This is a genomic window from Catenibacterium faecis (genome assembly GCF_014306455.1).
Classification (GTDB): domain Bacteria; phylum Bacillota_I; class Bacilli_A; order Erysipelotrichales; family Coprobacillaceae; genus Catenibacterium; species Catenibacterium mitsuoka_A.
Genome location: NZ_JACRWG010000049.1, coordinates 1 through 17,808 on the forward strand (window position 1 = coordinate 1; position 17,808 = coordinate 17,808).

At 32.5% G+C, this 17,808-nt stretch carries 20 protein-coding genes; 18 read left to right on the forward strand and 2 right to left on the reverse strand.

The window, feature by feature from the left end; all coding sequences use genetic code 11:
• Positions 1-130 precede the first annotated feature (130 nt).
• The 7 genes from H8909_RS10120 to H8909_RS10145 all read left to right on the forward strand — a co-directional run bounded on the left by H8909_RS10120 (position 131) and on the right by H8909_RS10145 (position 4,063).
• The gene (locus H8909_RS10120) at positions 131-319 is read left to right on the forward strand and encodes a hypothetical protein (RefSeq protein WP_202985953.1); all 189 of its coding nucleotides are present in this window, start codon (positions 131-133) and stop codon (positions 317-319) included.
• Positions 309-1,808 carry a tyrosine-type recombinase/integrase gene (locus H8909_RS10125; protein WP_006426955.1) on the forward strand — a complete coding sequence of 500 codons (1,500 nt, stop codon included), beginning with the start codon at positions 309-311 and terminating at the stop codon, positions 1,806-1,808. The genes H8909_RS10120 and H8909_RS10125 overlap by 11 nt, the downstream gene beginning before the upstream one ends.
• A complete protein-coding gene (locus H8909_RS10130; RefSeq protein ID WP_015513361.1) occupies positions 1,783-2,166 on the forward strand; it encodes a DUF6262 family protein in 384 nt (127 codons plus the stop codon). Before H8909_RS10125 ends, H8909_RS10130 begins: the two co-directional genes overlap by 26 nt.
• A 140-nt stretch (positions 2,167-2,306) precedes the next feature.
• A complete protein-coding gene (locus H8909_RS13500) occupies positions 2,307-2,675 on the forward strand; it encodes a hypothetical protein (RefSeq protein ID WP_238928264.1) in 369 nt (122 codons plus the stop codon).
• A gap of 93 nt (positions 2,676-2,768) precedes the next feature.
• Positions 2,769-3,050 (forward strand): hypothetical protein, encoded by a 282-nt coding sequence (locus H8909_RS13505; protein ID WP_238928265.1) that lies wholly within the window; start codon positions 2,769-2,771, stop codon positions 3,048-3,050.
• A gap of 114 nt (positions 3,051-3,164) precedes the next feature.
• Entirely contained in the window at positions 3,165-3,353 is a 189-nt protein-coding gene (locus H8909_RS10140) for a flavodoxin (RefSeq protein WP_439647249.1), read from the forward strand.
• A gap of 47 nt (positions 3,354-3,400) precedes the next feature.
• The gene (locus tag H8909_RS10145) at positions 3,401-4,063 is read left to right on the forward strand and encodes an SIMPL domain-containing protein (protein ID WP_187012746.1); all 663 of its coding nucleotides are present in this window, start codon (positions 3,401-3,403) and stop codon (positions 4,061-4,063) included.
• Between the two features lie 299 nt (positions 4,064-4,362).
• Here the strand turns inward: H8909_RS10145 and H8909_RS10150 are convergent, their stop codons facing one another.
• Positions 4,363-5,250, reverse strand: coding sequence for a LysR family transcriptional regulator (locus H8909_RS10150; RefSeq protein ID WP_187012747.1), 888 nt, complete (start codon positions 5,248-5,250; stop codon positions 4,363-4,365).
• Between the two features lie 110 nt (positions 5,251-5,360).
• Between H8909_RS10150 and H8909_RS10155 the strand changes: the two genes are divergently transcribed.
• The 3 genes from H8909_RS10155 (at position 5,361) to H8909_RS10165 (ending at position 9,092) form a co-directional block, all read left to right on the forward strand.
• Positions 5,361-6,386 (forward strand): YeiH family protein, encoded by a 1,026-nt coding sequence (locus H8909_RS10155; RefSeq protein WP_187012748.1) that lies wholly within the window; start codon positions 5,361-5,363, stop codon positions 6,384-6,386.
• An 87-nt stretch (positions 6,387-6,473) separates the two neighbouring features.
• Positions 6,474-7,010, forward strand: a complete 537-nt coding sequence (locus H8909_RS10160) for an LOG family protein (RefSeq protein WP_187012749.1) — start codon at positions 6,474-6,476, stop codon at positions 7,008-7,010.
• A 57-nt stretch (positions 7,011-7,067) separates the two neighbouring features.
• Positions 7,068-9,092: a TOTE conflict system archaeo-eukaryotic primase domain-containing protein gene (locus H8909_RS10165; protein ID WP_238928266.1), complete on the forward strand. Its 2,025-nt coding sequence runs from the start codon at positions 7,068-7,070 to the stop codon at positions 9,090-9,092.
• A gap of 102 nt (positions 9,093-9,194) precedes the next feature.
• Here the strand turns inward: H8909_RS10165 and H8909_RS10170 are convergent, their stop codons facing one another.
• Entirely contained in the window at positions 9,195-9,458 is a 264-nt protein-coding gene (locus H8909_RS10170) for a hypothetical protein (protein ID WP_187012750.1), read from the reverse strand.
• Positions 9,459-9,668: 210 nt separating this feature from the next.
• On the opposite strand from H8909_RS10170, the gene H8909_RS10175 reads away from it, so the two are divergent.
• From H8909_RS10175 to H8909_RS10210, 8 genes are all read left to right on the forward strand, one after another.
• Entirely contained in the window at positions 9,669-10,541 is an 873-nt protein-coding gene (locus tag H8909_RS10175) for a phospholipase D-like domain-containing protein (RefSeq protein WP_369409827.1), read from the forward strand.
• 64 nt (positions 10,542-10,605) lie between these two features.
• On the forward strand, positions 10,606-11,316 hold the full coding sequence (locus H8909_RS10180; protein ID WP_187012752.1) for a transglutaminase-like domain-containing protein: 711 nt from the start codon (positions 10,606-10,608) through the stop codon (positions 11,314-11,316).
• Positions 11,306-12,310, forward strand: coding sequence for a macro domain-containing protein (locus H8909_RS10185; RefSeq protein ID WP_187012753.1), 1,005 nt, complete (start codon positions 11,306-11,308; stop codon positions 12,308-12,310). The genes H8909_RS10180 and H8909_RS10185 overlap by 11 nt, the downstream gene beginning before the upstream one ends.
• 118 nt (positions 12,311-12,428) lie before the next feature.
• A complete protein-coding gene (locus H8909_RS10190) occupies positions 12,429-13,697 on the forward strand; it encodes an ADP-ribosylglycohydrolase family protein (RefSeq protein WP_187012754.1) in 1,269 nt (422 codons plus the stop codon).
• A gap of 246 nt (positions 13,698-13,943) precedes the next feature.
• Entirely contained in the window at positions 13,944-14,849 is a 906-nt protein-coding gene (gene nadA, locus H8909_RS10195; protein WP_187012755.1) for a quinolinate synthase NadA, read from the forward strand.
• Positions 14,850-14,862: 13 nt separating this feature from the next.
• A complete protein-coding gene (locus H8909_RS13635; protein ID WP_187012756.1) occupies positions 14,863-16,902 on the forward strand; it encodes an L-aspartate oxidase in 2,040 nt (679 codons plus the stop codon).
• Positions 16,903-17,436: a transcription repressor NadR gene (locus tag H8909_RS10205; protein ID WP_187012757.1), complete on the forward strand. Its 534-nt coding sequence runs from the start codon at positions 16,903-16,905 to the stop codon at positions 17,434-17,436.
• A gap of 55 nt (positions 17,437-17,491) precedes the next feature.
• A complete protein-coding gene (locus H8909_RS10210) occupies positions 17,492-17,722 on the forward strand; it encodes a metallophosphoesterase (protein WP_187012758.1) in 231 nt (76 codons plus the stop codon).
• The last annotated feature ends 86 nt before the right edge of the window (positions 17,723-17,808 follow it).

Here is a 17,808-nt window from a genome sequence, read left to right on the forward strand (position 1 = left end):
TCAGATCACAAAAACAGGTGGAAGATTATGCCGTCATAAAAGGCACATTTTCCACCTGTTTATTAATTTAATTTGCGGTTTTATTAGTTTATATTATGGGTAGAGTTTGCGGTTTAACACAGTAGCAACTATGTTTTATGACAGTCATGTATCACTGCAAAGTATCAGGGATTATCTTGGACATACTTATGAAGAGATGACAAGACAGTATATTGATTATATGCCGCAAAGGATTGCAAAAGCAAATGATGAGTTCTTTGAAATGCAAGGAAGTAGTTTAGCATCATGGCTAAAGAAAGAGGAAAAAGATGGAAAATGATATTATATACTTCAGCGATTTCCCCAATTTACAAGAAACAGGGACACGTAAGGATAATGGAAAATTTGATTTAACGTTGCTTCCAACGCAAGAATTAAAGGAAGAGTTTCGAGGTTATATTATGTATCGCTGCAAAAACGGAACGTTTAGAGCATTGATTCAGGATCGAACAGCTTATAATCATATTGCAAAGTTTTTGAACAGCAGAATAAATCGGAGAATCAAAAGCCTTGGAGATAGAAATCCAGAAAAATGGATATCACTTTTAAAAGGCTGGATGTTAGAACAGGGAATAACTATTGTAAAAGAAAAGAAGAGTGTGTATGGTACAGTAAGCTATGGCGAAGCAGTGACGATATTATATTTCAGAAACGTACTGAAATTTTTAGGGCCAGAAGATTTACGGGATGAGATAGAAAAAGATGTTTGGGAACTAAAAAATCTGGATATTAAAATCAGATCCAATCCAATTTATAATGTAAAAACACTGGATTTCAGAAAAATATATCAGCCAGATATCAGGGAAGAATGTAAGAAAGCTGTTTATATGAATCTGCAGTATGAAGCAATAGGAACTGTACAGGGAGAATTGACAATAATGAGGATATTCTCAGAATATCTCCAAAAAGAGTATTCCAAAATAAAAAGCTGCAGTGAAATAGACAGAGAAGTGTTGGAAGAATTTTTGATACATCTGTCAACAAAAGATACTTCCCATAGTGCGAATAGTTCTTATGTAATTTCATTAAGACGACAGTTAGAGACAATCGGAAAAATTTACAGCTATGAAAGATTGGAGCATTTATTTATTAATACGGATATTCCACCGGAAGTAAATGCAGAATTTAGAGTGTATTCTGATGATGAAATGAAACGACTGAATGCGGAAATTACACAGATGGATGTACAGATTGCAAGATGTCTTCTGATACATCAGATGCTTGGAACTAGGATATCAGATACCCTTACACTGAGACCAGATTGTCTGACGAGAGAAAATGGCCAAGATATGATTGAAATATATCAAGTTAAAACTAAAAGATATAAAAAACCGATCAGTAAAGAACTTGCAAAACTGTTACAGAGTTCTATTGAATATACACAGGAAAAGTTCGGTGATACAGAATACATATTTGTTAATGAAAAAGAACCTGACCGCCCGATGCAGTATATGGCTATAAAAACAAAAGTCATGTCCATGATACAGGAAAAGCAGTTGAAAGATGATCATGGCGAATTATTCGGGTTTGGAACGCACATGTTCCGGCACTACTATGGCGTCAAACTTACAGAAATGCATCTGGATGACTGGACGATAGCGAGACTATTGGGGCATAAAAGACTGAATAATGTACAGCATTACCGGAAAATGAGCAATCAAAGAATGGCAGACGAAACCAGAGAAGTAAGACAGAGGATGAGTGACATCATATATATGAGTCTGGCAAGATGGGGTGAAGAATATGAGCAAATACGACAAGATGATTGAGGAAAATCAGAGAAAAAGTAAAGAGAAAATTGAACTGGCATTGCAAGCAATACAAGATATGCTGGCAAATAAAGAACGTATCAGCGTTCCAAAGCTGATGAAGAAAACTGGATTGTCGAGAGGATTCTTTTATAAAAATCCAACCGTCCGGGATACATTGAACCAAGCAGTAGAGCAACAGGCCGGAATGATAGATCCAAGAAGAGAAATTCTGAACATGGCGATGGAAAAACAGATTGAACTGTTGAACCAGAAGGTGGCAGCTCTGAGCAGAGAAAATAAGGAACTGAAGAGAAAGAACGAAAAGTTACAGAAGGCATTACGGAAACAGGATTTGAATTTTATTAAGAACTTATAACATTGAAAATAATAAGATGGAAGAGATGTGTGCAGACACATCTTTTCATCGTTGAGGATAAAATATATAGAATGAGAATGGGATTGTTTTATGGTATACTAAAAGTGAAATGCTAACTTTGATATGAGGTATAAAACAATATGACAGAAATACAAATTAAAAATTTAATTAAAGAATATGAAAAAGAATATATTGAGTTTATGGAAATTGAGAAATTACCACAGTATAAGATAGATTTTTTTGAAATTAATGTTGAGGAAAGCGATGCAGCAGGATTCGCTTCAGCCGCCCAAGCTTACTATAATACGAAAACAGATGAACATATATTAAGGATATGCAAAAGTTCGGAAATACCAAGGTATATTGTGTTTCATGAATTTACGCATATTTTAGATACGGAAATGTATGCAAAGCAAGATTCTTGGAAATATATGGCTTTGTCTGGTTATACAGAATATCATGCAGCACAAGTTGAATTGATGATAATGTTAGGAGCAGATAGTATATAAACTCAAGATTTTTCATTTACAGTTGATGTTGAAATAGGTAATAGTACAGTTAGGAATTACCTAAACTCAAGACATCAATTAGTAGTGAATATGATGAATAGAACAGATTTTCCAAGAGATATTGAAGCATTAAAAACAACGGTAGGTGTGCTATATAATTATTTTGGAGTGCGTTCTATATGTAAAATGTATGCGAAAGATTATACTGAAGAAGTGGATAACACAATTATTATTCAGAAACTTTCAAAAGTATTATTTGAAGAGATAAATAGCTTTATGGTTGGATGGTTTAATGAAGCACAAGTAGAGCTGAGCTTTGTGTCATATATGAAAATAATGTGGCCTATGCTTCAAAGCTATTTTGGAAAAGAATGAAAGATAGTAACAGTAAACACAGTTTTGTATACAGTTAAACCCAGTAAAATCAACGCATGAGGGGAACTGGCTACATTTTAGTTTCCTATCTGGTGGTATGTTGCACCTACAATTATTAATACATTCCTAGAAGCATATGATTTCTCTAATAAGATAATTACACTATTCGCTACATCAGGAAGTAGTGGTTTTGGAAACACTGTACAAGAATTAAAAGTATCAGCACCAAATGCAGACATTAAAGAAGGATTATTACTAAACAATCTCACAACTCAAAAAGTAAAAGAATTATTGGCCTTATGATTATTCATGGGGCTTTTTTGATATAATAATGGAAAGGAGGCATAACCATGGATAAAACAATGAAAATTACTGGTAAAGGAAAGATTTCTGTAAAACCTGATAGAATTAGACTTAACATCACAATGGAAGAATCCTATAAGGAATATGAAGTGACATTAAGTCAATCTAGTGACACAACAAAGATATTGAAGGACTTATTTGTATCTTTTGGATTTCAAAAGGATGACTTAAAAACTAACAGTTTTGACATTGATACCAAATATGAGAGTTATAAAGCTAAAGATCAAAGCTGGAAAAAGAGACTTGTAGGATATACCTATACACATCGTATGTTGATAGAATTTGATGCAGATAATAAGAAACTAGGGGAGATACTTTATGCTTTGGCACATAGTGTGATTACACCAGAAATTTCAATTGAATATACAGTGAGTGATCCTGAAAAATATAAAGATGAATTATTGAAGAATGCGATAGAAGATTCTAAGCATAAAGCAAAAGTCTTAGCTCATGCTGCAAATATCGAATTAGGTGATATCGTATCTATTGACTATTCGTGGGGTGAAATCAACTTTGTCTCAGAACCTATACAGAATTTTGCATTCGCAAGTGCAGAAAAAACAATGGGTAGTCCTGGATACGATATAGATATTGAAGCAGATGATATTGATGTTACAGATACAGTGACTGTGATTTGGAAAATTAAATAATGTTTTAACAATTATTGCTGAAAGGAGTTGAATCCTATGCCTAACATTAAATCTGAATGAGCATAGTAGATATGCAATACCTAATATACAGGACTTTAAAAAGAGATAGGCCACGCTACAGCTAATGAATGAACTAGCTAAAGATGTAAAATCTAGTAAAGAAAAAGGCTGTTTCACGTTAGAAAACCAGGAAAAACTATTTGAAGCCGGCATAGTTGTATTCAAGTTAGTATTAAAAAGAATAAAATAAACTATAATCAAGCACCAAAAATTTTACTACGTTTTGATACATTTAATCATCAAAAGGGTATTGTTAAAAATTCTTCACTAATAGAAATATACTTCTCAGTAAATAGACTATCTTTTTCCCAAATGAATTCAAAATTATGCTGGAGCTTAAAGTCATCTAATATAATTTCTTTTAATATACCTTTCTGCAATTCTTCTTTCACTGCAGTTTTATACATAAAAGAAATACCACAATCTTTTTTAAGCAAGCTGATGATTGTGTGCATATTTTCTATCTGTATATAATGTATAAAATCAGAAATAGACAAACCACGTACATTTAGACTTTCTTGTAAAATATGTCTTGTACCAGAACCTTGTTCTCGTACAAGAAGTCTTTCATCAAGAAGGTCATGTAAAGTATGAGGTATATTCTTAAACTCATGTGATGCAGCACAGACGGCAATATAGTCCTCAGTGCTGTATTTTTTATGACTATATTTCTCTTTTGGATAATTTCCTTCTACAATAGCCATATGAATCTTACCTTGATCTAATAACTTTAATAATTCTGCCGTATTTCCATAATGAAGATGCAGATTCATTTCAGGATGATGTTTGATAAAATCAGCCAATTTATCCACTATCGCATATTCACCAATTGTCATAGTCACACCAATCGACAATGTTTCTATCATTTCTTCATGACTCTTTATCTCTTTTTTAATTGTTTGCTCATCATTCTGCATAGTCATCAAATATTTTCTTAATATCTCTCCAGAACGTGTTAAAGATAACTGCTTATTTGAATATACAAAGAGTGTTGTTTCATATTCTTCTTCTAAATAATGAATATGCTGTGATACAGCTGGCTGAGTAATATGTAGTTGTTTTGCAGCAAGCGTATAGTTTAATGTCTCACATACTTTTAAAAAAGTATGAATACGATAATCTAACATCTCATCACCTCATCAATAATATTTACTTATAGTTCAATAGAAATATATAATTTAATATTATTATAGTCAAGTGATATAATGAGCACACATTAAAAGAAAGCAGGTAAATCATGGAAACTATTAAAAAGAATATATATGGCATACTTGTATGTTTAGTTATTGCGATTCCATCATGGTTACTAGGAAAACAATTTCCAGTTATCGGTGGGGCAGTGATTTCAATTCTTGCAGGTATGATTATTACTATGTTTTGGAAAGAAAAAGGTAAAGCAGCACCAGGGATCAAATGGACTTCTAAGATCATCCTACAGACAGCTGTCGTCTTATTAGGTTTTGGTATGAATTTAGGTGTCATCTTTGAAACAGGAAAGCAGTCATTACCTATTATTATTTGTACAATCTCTACTTCACTTCTTATTGCATGGCTTTTAAGAAAGATATTACATGTACCTTCCAATACATCTATTCTAGTGGGTGTAGGTTCATCTATTTGTGGTGGTTCTGCCATTGCAGCTACTGCACCAGTCATTGATGCCGATGATGATGAAGTGGCTCAGGCTATTGCAGTTATTTTCTTCTTTAATGTTTTAGCTGCATTATTCTTCCCTATTCTAGGTAAAGCCATCAGCTTTGATACATTACATGGTGATGCATTTGGAATATTTGCAGGGACTGCCATCAATGATACATCTTCAGTTACTGCAGCAGCATCTACTTGGGATAGTATGTGGCATTTAGGTAGTGCTACACTCAATAAAGCTGTAACTGTCAAATTAACACGTACACTTGCAATTATTCCTATCACTTTAGGATTATCAATGATTAGAAGTAAGAAAAAACAGAAATCTTCAAACTTCAACTTAAAGAAAGCATTCCCTATGTTTATTCTTTACTTTGTCTTAGCTGCCATTATTACTACAATCAGCCTTCATATGGGAGTTAACAGCAATGTTTTCTTACCTATTAAAGAATTATCTAAATTCCTTATTATTATGGCTATGGCTGCAATTGGTTTAAATAGTAATGTCATTCACTTAATTAAAACAGGTGGTAAACCATTATTAGTAGGTGCATCATGCTGGTGTGGTATTACTATTGTTTCATTACTCATGCAGCATGTTATGGGCATCTGGTAAGCATTGACTTTACATACTATATTTCTTAAGATAGAAATAGACTTACAGTGAAACTTAATTTTCACTGTTTTTTAATAGGAGAATCATATGAATATTACAGTATATTTAGGTGCCTTGAGAGGCAATGATCCAGTATTAAAGGATGCAGTCAAAGAACTTGGTACATGGATTGGAGAAAACAATCATACACTCATCTATGGTGGATCAAAATCAGGATTAATGGGATACATTGCGGAAAGTGTATTAGATGCAGGTGGAAACGTTATTGGAATAGAACCGCAGTTCTTCATTGATGAAGAACTACAATATGATGGCTTAACAGAGTTAATCATTACTAAAGATATGACAGAAAGAAAAACGAAAATGATAGAATTAGGAGATGCCTTTATTGCATTTCCAGGTGGTACAGGAACATTAGAAGAAATATCAGAAGTGATGTCTAAGATTTCATTGAAACAACTTAATGCAGCTTGCATATTCTATAATTTGAATGATTATTATAAGGGTATGAAAGAACTTATGTCACATATGATAGAAATGGGATTATCTACGCATGAGAAACAGAAGGGTATCTATTTTGCGGATCATCTAGACGATATAAGAAATATTATTGAGAAGGAATAGTGATTTTTATCATTATTCCTTTTATAATGGAATAAATAACAGTTAAGGAGACATACAATGAATCTAGAAGGACAAAACTTAGAATCGTTAAGAAGGATGGTTAGACATCTCCAAGAAGAAAATCAAGAATTAAAAGAACTTCTAAAAAAATCTCATATTACATTTAATGAATCAAAAGAAGATATGACAACCCAATCTATAAATGAGGGTGTATGTATCAAGGATACTTATATTTATGATAAACTTGTAGCTTACTTTCTTACTTTATTTCAAGGAAGAAGAGATGTATATGCATTAAGAGGTTCTAAGGGAGGATATTTTCCACAGTGTTTTAATAGATGGAAGGAATATTGTCCTAAACAAAATAGTCAAAAAGGTGTGTCCTGTCAAAAGTGTCCTTATAAAGAGTGGAAAGCATTAGATAGAGAAGTAGGCAAGGATCATTTATTAGGGTATAAAGACAATTGTACAGATGTCATTGGATTATATCCTTTACTAGAAGATGATACATGTAAACTACTTGTATTTGATTTTGATAATCATGATGAAGATAATAGTGAAAATAATGATTGGAAAGATGAAATTGATGCAATAAGAAAAATATGTCATAAAAATGGTATTGATGTGTTAATAGAACGCTCACGTTCAGGAAATGGGGCACATGCATGGATTCTCTTTAAGGAATTTGTACCTGCCTCTCTTGCTAGAGAATTTGGATTACTATTAATTGAGAAGGGGGCTCAATCTATTAATCTCAAATCATTTAGATATTATGATCGTATGTTTCCAACTCAGGACCATAGCGATGGCTTAGGTAATTTAGTCGCATTACCACTTCAAGGTAAGGCATTAAGACAAGGTAATAGTGCTTTTGTAGATGAAAACTGGAATCCTTACTATGATCAATGGAAATTACTAACAACAGTTCATCAATTATCTAAAAATGAGATAGAAGAACATATCTATAAATGGAAAGAAGAACTTTCAATCCCTCAAACTCTTCTTACAATGGATCTACGAAAAAGAATTAAGCCATGGAAAAAGGATGAAAACTTCCATAGTGAAGATGTGATAGATAAACTCTCTATTGTCCTTGCAGATGGTATCTACGTGGATACACTTAATCTTCAGCCACGAATCCAAAACCAGATCAGACGCTTATCTGCATTTGATAATCCTATATTCTATAAGAATCATAACTTAGGATTTTCTAATTGGAATCATCCAAGAGTTATCTATTTAGGCGAAGATGTAGATGATTATATAAAAATCCCTAGAGGGTTATTAGAAACTCTACTTAATAAGTGTCATTCATCAAATATTGAGTATGAAATTGTTGATAAGAGAGAAAAGGGAAAACCTATTAATGTATCATTTACTGGAAAATTAAGAGATGAACAGCTGACTGCTGCATCTGATTTATTAAGCTATGATAATGGTGTTCTTAATGCAGCGACTGCATTTGGTAAGACTGTTGTATCTAGTTATTTAATATCTCAAAGAAAAGTCAATACACTCATTATTATGCAAAGTGTTTCACTAATAGACCAATGGGTAGATGAATTACATCGCTTTTTAGAAATAAACGAAGATCTACCTGTGTATAAAACAAAAACAGGTAAAGAGAAACAAAGAAAAGATCTCATAGGGGTTTTACATGGTAGTAAGAACACCTTAACAGGGATCATTGATGTTGTATCTGTCAATTCTATTTATGATAAAGAAGGCAATAGCCGTTTAAGTCAACCGTATGGCATGGTAATAGTAGATGAATGTCATCATGGGGCTTCCCATATATTTGAAAATGTATTACGTCAAATTAATTCTAAATATGTCTATGGTGTTTCCGCAAATGATAAGAGAATAGACAGACTGGAAAAGAAAGTCTATATGCAGTTAGGTCCAATTAGACATCAATATACAAGTCGAGAGAGAATAAAAAAACAAACTATTGATCATTATGTCTATCCACGATTCACAAGAATAATGGCGTTAGGTGATAGTAAAAATGATCTTAATAGGGCGTATGCGTTTATCTCTAAAAATGAAAATAGAAATAATATGATTATTTCGAACCTTTAATTTTTAAGGGGGGTCAATAGAAAACTTGCTTTAAATTATTGGGGGTTTCCACTTGTAAAGGGCAGTCAGAAATGACTGCCCTTTAGTGCACTCATATTACCCCTATTTAAATGTTTTATTTATTCTTTTTCTTATAAGATTCTCTCTTTTTGGTATTAGAGAAGTGTTCTTGCTTCCTATCATGTTATGTATGACTTTACATTTTCTATAGTCCTTAATATTTATTCTACTGCTGCATTCTGGACAGGAGATAATGGTTCTCTTAAGCGTGATACAATAAATCACTTCTTTTTCATTAATTTCAATCGTATGAGACTGTACAAAGGATTCATAATCCCCTAAAATAATTTTTAGATCATTATTCAATTTGTGATCTCCTTTCGCTTTGATTTAATATGAGCAAATTAATGATACAGCGAAAGGTTTTTAATTACACAAAAATACTTAAAATAGTGGGAGCCGCAGTGTGACCCCCACAGATTTAAAGGTGCTGTTTCCAAGACCCCCAAATATTTAGAGCGAAGGTCTGACCCCCACAAAAATTAAAGAGCCATTATTTCTGATATCAAGAAGTGTATTGAAGAAAATAGAACACCGATTGTATTGACACGCTATAAGGAACATGCAAAATCATTGTATGAATCACTAAAAAAAGATGTCTTAGCTCATACGTATCTTATTTATGGTGATTATTCATTAAAGGAAAATGAAAAAACACGAAAAGCAATATTATCACTTCCTCATGATGAACCTTTTATACTTGTTGCGACATCTCAATCAGTTGGTGAAGGATTTAATGTACCTAGACTCGATACACTATTTTTAACTTCTCCTGTATCTGGTGAACCTTTAGTTGATCAGTTCTTAGGAAGAATCAATAGAGATTACAAGTATAAAAAAAGTGCGATTGTCTATGATTATGTAGATTCTCATATTCATTATTTTAATAATATGTATAAGAAACGCTTATCTGCTTATAGAAAGATTGGTTTTGATGTGATTACTGATATTGTAGACAATAAACAAAATGTGAATCACATTTACAATTATAATGATTATTTAGAAGTATTTAGACAAGATATCCATGAAACAAATAAAAGCATCATTATCTCTAGTCCTCAATTAAATGAAAAGAAAGTATTATCTTTTATTGATTTAATTAAAGATAGACAAGAAAAGGGTGTTTCAGTCAATGTATTCACCAAACAGACAGATGAACCTTATACAAATAATCTCATAGATTTATTATATGGTAATGGTGTATTTGTAGAAGTGTATCCTGATTTAGATTCTTATTTTGCAGTAATTGACCAAGAAATCGTATGGCACGGTGGAATAAACTTGCTTGGTAAATCAAATGTCTATGATAGCTTAATGAGAGTGAAACCAACTACGATTGCGGAAGAACTTATATTTAATCCTACAGAAACTAAAGATTGTGACTCCTAGGTTACAATCTTTTTTAAATCTCCTAGTACAATGATATAATCTATAATAATGGAGGTGCTTTATAATGATGGAATATCTCAAAGAAACACACATGCTAGATTATTCTCATCCTACTATTCAAAAACTTATTCATGATAAACACTGGAAAGAAATGAATGAATTTAACAGAATACAATCAATCTATAATTATGTAAGAGATGAGATCTTATTTGGCTATAATAGTGATGATTATATATCTGCTTCAAAAGTACTATCCGATGGCTATGGTCAATGTAATACTAAAGGAACTCTATTTATGGCATTGCTACGTGCCTGTGATATTCCATGTAGAATACATGGCTTTACTATTAATAAGAAACTGCAAAAAGGAGCTATGACAGGTATTGTATATCATAGTGCACCTAAGAATATATTACACAGCTGGGTGGAAGTTTACCTTGAAAATCGATGGTATGAACTAGAAGGATTTATTTTAGACAAAGCATATCTTAAACAACTTCAGAATAGATTTACTAAATGTACTGGTCCATTTTGTGGTTATGGTATGGCAGTGAAAAACTTCAAACACCCTATAATTGACTTCAATAGAAATAATACCTATATTCAAAGTGAAGGAATTACTCATGACTTTGGTATCTATGATTGTCCAGATACGTTACTAAAAGAACATCATCAAGAGATGTCAACCATTAAAACATTCGCTTATAAGTATATTGGTAGACATCTTATGAATTATAATGTAAAGAAAATAAGGAGATACTTTTATGGCATTTAAGATAGTAAGAAACGATATCACAAAAGTAGAAGCTGATATCATAGTTAATACAGCCAATCCACAACCAAAATGTGTAAGTGGCACAGATCTGGCAATATATGAAGCAGCAGGAAAAGAGGCACTTCTTGCAGAAAGAAAGACTATTGGTCCTATTGAAAGAGGAGATATTGCAGTCACTGGAGCTTATCATCTCAACGCAAAATATGTTATTCATACAGTAGGACCTATATGGATTGATGGAAATCATCATGAACTTGAAATACTAGAAAGATGTTATCGTCTACCTCTACAAAAAGCAATAGAACTAGGATGTCAAAGTATCGCATTTCCTCTTATTTCAACAGGTGTATATGAATTTCCAAAAGATAAGGCTTTGCACATTGCAGTATCTGTATTCAGTCAGTTTTTGACAGAACATGAAATAGAAATCATTTTAGTTGTATTTGATAAAGCCTCTTTTCAATTATCCAGCCAAATTGTCGGAGAGATTGATTCTTATATTGATGCAAACTATGTCAAAGAAAGTCATATTAATGAGTATCCTTTAAGCTACAGACGAAGTGCTCGTCTTCGTTCTTTATTTAACTCTGCTTTTCATGAAGAACCATCTCTACATTTATCGGATACTTCTTTAGAAGATCAGCTCGCAAATATTGGTCCTTCATTTCATGATAGATTATTTGAATTAATAGACAAAGCGCATTTGGATAATAAAGACGTATGGAAACGAGCCAATCTAGATAGAAAACTTTTTTCTAAAATTCAATGCAATAAGAATTATCATCCTAAAAAGAAAACCGTATTTGCATTATGTATCGCATTACAGCTTAATCTAGAAGAATCAAAAGATCTTCTTGCTAGAGCGGATTGGGCATTTAGTCCAAGTAGTAAAGTAGATTTAATTGTACAAAAAGCAATCATAGACAAACACTATGATATTATGGAACTCAACATCACATTGTTCAAATATACCAATGAAACTCTTGGTGCATAAATGACGTCGGTACTTCATGTATTGACGTTTTTTAAATGTCGCTTTCAAAGCGACCATTTATTTCTCTATTTTACTTATACTGATAGTGTAATAAGAAAAGAGATTGGAGGAATATATTATGTATGGTGCAATTTTAGGAGATATTATTGGTAGTCCATTTGAATTTGATAGGGGAGATAAAACAAAGGATTTCAAATTATTTAGTAGAAGATCTCATTTTACAGATGATTCAGTCATGACTCTTGCTGTATGTGAGGCGTTACTTAAAGTAGGGCAGAATGCAGCAGTCAAAGAAATTGAGGATGCTGTTATAACAAGTATGCAATCATGGGGAAGAAGATATCCTCATGAAGGATATGGAGGTTATTTTAGACACTGGTTAACAGCACGTCGTCCTGAGCCTTATAATAGTTTTGGAAATGGTTCTGCAATGAGAGTATCAGCTGCAGGATGGCTTTATGATTCCCTTGAAAAAACAAGAGTTGTCGCAAAAGCAACTGCAAATGTAACTCATAATCATCCAGAAGGTATTAAGGGTGCAGAGGCGACTGCGAGTGCGATATTTATGGCAAGAAATGGTTCATCAAAAGAAGAAATCAAAAAGTATATTGAGAATGAATTTCATTATGATTTAAATAGAACACTTGATGAAATCCGTCCTAACTTTCATATGGATGAAACTTGTCAAAAAACCGTTCCTGAGGCAATCATTGCTTTTCTAGAAGCAAGAGACTTTGAAGATGCAATAAGAAATGCAGTATCTCTAGGTGGAGATACAGATACACTTGGTGCTATTACAGGAAGTATTGCAGAATCTTATTTTGGAATATCTGAAACATTAATATCTGAATGTAGAAATCGTATTAATAAAGATATGAGAGATGTTGTTGATGCATTTTATAGTTTTGTTAGAAAAGATGATTCACCTAATACAAATCAGATGATTGAGAAAGCAATAGACCAATATTATGTTCACAACGATAAAGAGGGAATGCTATTATTTATGGATACGCTGTTGAATGCAATCAAACAGGGAGGAGAATTAGTAGTCCCTTATATCACTAAGAATCCATTCTTATCAAAAGAGCAGTTAAGTAGTATAAACATTGGTGACACATTTACTCTTGATCATGATGTCAAACTTAAAATGGAAACAGTCAAAGATATGAATGGTAAAGAGTGGCTTGGTGTATTTACTTCCAGCAATGAAATGCATAAAGGATCTAGTGGAAATGTCCAGATTAGCCAATCAATACTTTCAATTCTTAAATTAGTGATTGATTGGAAAGAAATTTATGGAATTGTTATCAATCCATTTGGAAAATATATGCAAATAAGTAAAGCTATGATACTACTATTGATTAGCATATATGAAGAACATGAATAATCAAAAATCTAAAGAGATTGTAACTGACTTGTTATAATCTCTTTTTTTGCATTAAGAGCATATTTCCATGATGAAAAAACTGTAATCTATTACATTTAAACAATACTGTAATATTTGTTGAACATATTTCTTTTACAATGTCAACATATGTGTCTTGACATCTGTCAACAACAATGATAGCATATGCACAGCGTAAAAAGAGATAGGCGCTTAATTTAGGAAAAGTTGGAAAAAGAGGATTAAATTATGGATATGATGAATAGAATCAAGCAGCTTAAAGAAGAGAAGAATGCTGTTATATTGGCTCACTATTATGTAGATGCAGATGTACAGGCAGCGGCTGATTTCATTGGAGATTCATTCTATCTTGCAAAAAAAGCAGCAGAAACAGATGCTGATGAGATTGTATTTGCAGGTGTAGAATTCATGGGAGAAAGTGCTAAGATACTTAATCCTACTAAGCATGTATATATGCCAGATGCACATGCAGATTGTCCAATGGCACATATGGTCACTATAGAAAAGATTAAAGAAATGAGAGAAAAGTATGATGATTTAGCTGTTGTTTGCTATATCAACTCTACTGCAGAAATAAAGACTTATAGTGATGTATGTGTAACTAGTTCAAATGCAGTAAAGATTGTTAATAAGTTACCTAACAAGAATATTTTCTTTATACCTGATCAGAACTTAGGAAGCTATGTAGCAACTCAGGTAGAAGGTAAGAATATCATTTTAAACAATGGTTTCTGTCCAAGACATCACATCATGACTAAAGAAGATGTATTAAATGCAAAAAAGGAACATCCAGATGCTTTAGTGGCTGTACATCCTGAATGTAAGCCTGAAGTATTAGAAGAAGCCAATTATATTGGAAGTACATCAGGTATTATTGATTATATTGTTGGAAATGATGCTAAAGAATTTATTGTTGGTACAGTAGATGGTGTTTATGCCACAATCCTAAATCAGGCACCTGATAAGAAGCTTTACAATGTAGTAAGAACTCAGGTATGTCCTAATATGAAATTGAATTCACTAGAAAAGATTATCCATGTATTAGAAACTGGAGAGAATGAAGTATTCTTAGATGAAGAATTTATGAATAAAGCTAAAGCACCATTAGAAAGAATGCTTGAACTTGCTAAATAGGAGATGACTAAAAATGACTAAAAAAACAGATGTTCTTATTGTAGGTACTGGATGTTCAGGATTATATTGTGCCCTTAAATTACCTGAAAACCTTAATATTCATATGATTACTAAATCATGTGTAGAAGAAAGCGATAGCTTTCTTGCTCAGGGTGGTATTTGTATGTTTAAAGATGAAAGTGATTATCATGCTTTCTTCAAAGATACACTAAGAGCTGGACATTATGAAAACAATCCTCTTTCTGTAGAATTAATGATCAGAAGTTCTCGTGCTGTACTTAATGATTTATTATCATATGGTACTGATTTTGCAAGAGATGAAGAAGGAAACCTTAAATATACAAGAGAAGGTGCTCATTCTTCTAACAGAATCCTTTATCATGAAGATATTACTGGTAAAGAAATCACTAGTAAGCTTTATGCAGAAGTAAAAACAAGAAAGAATATCACTATTGAAGAATATGTCACTTTGACTGATTTAATTGTTAAGAATGGTAAATGTGTTGGTGGTAAAGTACGCAAGGGTGATGAAGAATATGATATCTATGCAGACTTTGTTGTACTTGCAACTGGTGGTATTGGTGGTAAATATAAGAATTCTACTAACTACCGTCATTTAACAGGTGATGCCATTGATCTTGCTAAGAAATACAATATTGAAACAGAACATTTAGATTATGTACAGATTCATCCAACAACTTTCTATAGTGAAGATAATGAAAGACGTTTCCTTATTTCTGAAAGTGTCAGAGGTGAAGGTGCATTATTATATGATAAGAATGGTAATCGTTTCGTTAATGAATTATTACCTAGAGATGTAGTGTCTAATGCAATTAAGAAACAGATGGAAAAAGATGGTACTGATTATGTCTTAGAAGATTTAAGACCTATTGGTGAAAAAGAACTAAAGGAACATTTCCCTAATATTGTTCAGTACTGTTTAGATAAAGGCTATGATGTAACTAAAGAATGTATTCCAGTTGTACCAGCCCAGCATTATTTCATGGGTGGTGTAAAGGTTAATGAAAACAGTAAAACATCTATGCCTAACTTATACGCTGTAGGAGAAACAGCATGTAATGGTGTTCATGGAAAGAATAGACTTGCTAGTAACTCATTATTAGAAAGTTTAGTATTTGCTAAAAGAGCCGCAAAAGATATGACAAGAAAGTATGAGGCCCCAAGTATGTTTGATAAGACTACTTTAAAATTAAATGTAGACCCACTAATCCTTTCAGCTCTTCGTGAAGATATTACAAGTGAAGATGTATCTACATGCAGTGTTATGAGAACTGCCCAGTTAGGTGAAGTAGAATTAATTTGTAAAGAAAATGGTATTATTGCTGGCCTTCAGATTTTTGAAAGAACATTCAAATTATTAGATGAAGATGTAGATGTACATTTCTTTGCTCATGATGGTGATGAAGTACATAAAGGTGAATTATTGGCTAAAGTAACTGGTGATATGAGAACTCTTCTTGAAGGTGAAAGAACTGCTCTTAACTACTTACAGAGAATGTCAGGTATTGCGACTTATACTCGTAAGGTGGCAGATCTTCTTGAAGATACAGATATTAAGTTACTTGATACAAGAAAGACAACTCCAAATAACAGAATCTTTGAAAAGTATGCTGTTAAAGTAGGTGGAGGAAGCAACCATAGATATAACTTAACAGATGGTGTTTTATTAAAGGATAATCATATTGGTGCAGCAGGAAGCGTCACTAAAGCTGTGCAGATGGCAAGAGACTACGCTCCATCAGTAAGAAAGATTGAAGTAGAAGTAGAAACATTTGATATGGTGAAAGAAGCAGTTGCTGCAGGTGCTGATATTATCATGTTAGATAATATGAGTACTGAATTATTAAAACAGTCTATTGATTATATTGATAAACGTGCTGAAATTGAAATTTCAGGTAATGTGACTGCAGAAAACATTAATAGAGTTAAAGATATGGGTGTTGATTTCATTTCTAGTGGTGCTTTAACACACTCTGCAAAGATTCTAGATCTATCATTAAAGAACCTTCATGCAATTAATGGGAGAGACTAAATGACTGGTAAAGAAAGAAGGGACTACATCCTTACAGAACTGATGGAAAGTGATACGCCGATTTCTGCTTCTAATTTTGCGAAACGTCTTCAGGTTTCACGTCAGGTTATTGTGAATGATGTCGCACTTCTTCGTGCTAACAATCATGTTATAGAAGCAACTAATAAAGGATATATTATACGTCAGTCTGCAATGGTAGAAAGAGTTCTTAAAATGCAGCATACAGATGCAGATATAGAAAAAGAGTTAAATACTATAGTTGATTTAGGTGGCTATGTAAAAGATATCTTTGTCTATCATAAAGCTTATCATATTGTACATGCACCTCTTAATATCGCATCACGTTTAGATGTAAAGAAATATCTAGATAATTTAAAATGTGGGAAATCTATCTCTTTAATGACAGTGACAAGTGGATATCATTATCATACTATCTGTGCTGAAACAGATGAGAGACTTGATGAAATACAGGAAGCTTTATCAAAGCTAGGATATCTCGCAAAACTACAGGAATATGAACCTGTAGAATTCTAAAGGCCATCTTCATTGATGGCTTTTTTTCATATATAATGATATGGAGGTGAAGAACATGATTTATATAACAGGTGATATACATGGAAATCAATTTAAATGGCTTGAGCAGATAGATCCTGTACTTAAAGAAGGGGATATAATTATAGTTTGTGGTGATTTTGGAATAGGCTTTTTCCAACAGAAGTATTCTTCTGAAGAATCATTCTATGATTTTATTAGTGAACAGCCTTATACTGTTTTATTTATTGATGGAAAGTGTGAAACAAAAATCAATCAAAACGTATAAAAAAAGACAAACTTAAAAACAAGTTTGAATAATTTAGAAAAAATAGAATAGTTGAATTTTATGGTTTAGTTAATTTAGAAACGTCA

What these genes read in the sequence shown, in the direction of transcription:
- nadA (WP_187012755.1), top strand. Translation starts at nt 13,944, where the DNA reads ATGGATATGATGAATAGAATCAAGCAGCTTAAAGAAGAGAAGAATGCT.
- H8909_RS10190 (WP_187012754.1), top strand. Translation starts at nt 12,429, where the DNA reads ATGTATGGTGCAATTTTAGGAGATATTATTGGTAGTCCATTTGAATTT.
- H8909_RS10205 (WP_187012757.1), top strand. Translation starts at nt 16,903, where the DNA reads ATGACTGGTAAAGAAAGAAGGGACTACATCCTTACAGAACTGATGGAA.
- H8909_RS13500 (WP_238928264.1), top strand. Translation starts at nt 2,307, where the DNA reads ATGACAGAAATACAAATTAAAAATTTAATTAAAGAATATGAAAAAGAA.
- H8909_RS10155 (WP_187012748.1), top strand. Translation starts at nt 5,361, where the DNA reads ATGGAAACTATTAAAAAGAATATATATGGCATACTTGTATGTTTAGTT.
- H8909_RS10160 (WP_187012749.1), top strand. Translation starts at nt 6,474, where the DNA reads ATGAATATTACAGTATATTTAGGTGCCTTGAGAGGCAATGATCCAGTA.
- H8909_RS10185 (WP_187012753.1), top strand. Translation starts at nt 11,306, where the DNA reads ATGGCATTTAAGATAGTAAGAAACGATATCACAAAAGTAGAAGCTGAT.
- H8909_RS10150 (WP_187012747.1), bottom strand. Translation starts at nt 5,250, where the DNA reads ATGTTAGATTATCGTATTCATACTTTTTTAAAAGTATGTGAGACATTA.
- H8909_RS10130 (WP_015513361.1), top strand. Translation starts at nt 1,783, where the DNA reads ATGAGCAAATACGACAAGATGATTGAGGAAAATCAGAGAAAAAGTAAA.
- H8909_RS13505 (WP_238928265.1), top strand. Translation starts at nt 2,769, where the DNA reads ATGAATAGAACAGATTTTCCAAGAGATATTGAAGCATTAAAAACAACG.
- H8909_RS10165 (WP_238928266.1), top strand. Translation starts at nt 7,068, where the DNA reads ATGAATCTAGAAGGACAAAACTTAGAATCGTTAAGAAGGATGGTTAGA.
- H8909_RS13635 (WP_187012756.1), top strand. Translation starts at nt 14,863, where the DNA reads ATGACTAAAAAAACAGATGTTCTTATTGTAGGTACTGGATGTTCAGGA.
- H8909_RS10125 (WP_006426955.1), top strand. Translation starts at nt 309, where the DNA reads ATGGAAAATGATATTATATACTTCAGCGATTTCCCCAATTTACAAGAA.
- H8909_RS10180 (WP_187012752.1), top strand. Translation starts at nt 10,606, where the DNA reads ATGATGGAATATCTCAAAGAAACACACATGCTAGATTATTCTCATCCT.
- H8909_RS10120 (WP_202985953.1), top strand. Translation starts at nt 131, where the DNA reads ATGTTTTATGACAGTCATGTATCACTGCAAAGTATCAGGGATTATCTT.
- H8909_RS10145 (WP_187012746.1), top strand. Translation starts at nt 3,401, where the DNA reads ATGGATAAAACAATGAAAATTACTGGTAAAGGAAAGATTTCTGTAAAA.
- H8909_RS10210 (WP_187012758.1), top strand. Translation starts at nt 17,492, where the DNA reads ATGATTTATATAACAGGTGATATACATGGAAATCAATTTAAATGGCTT.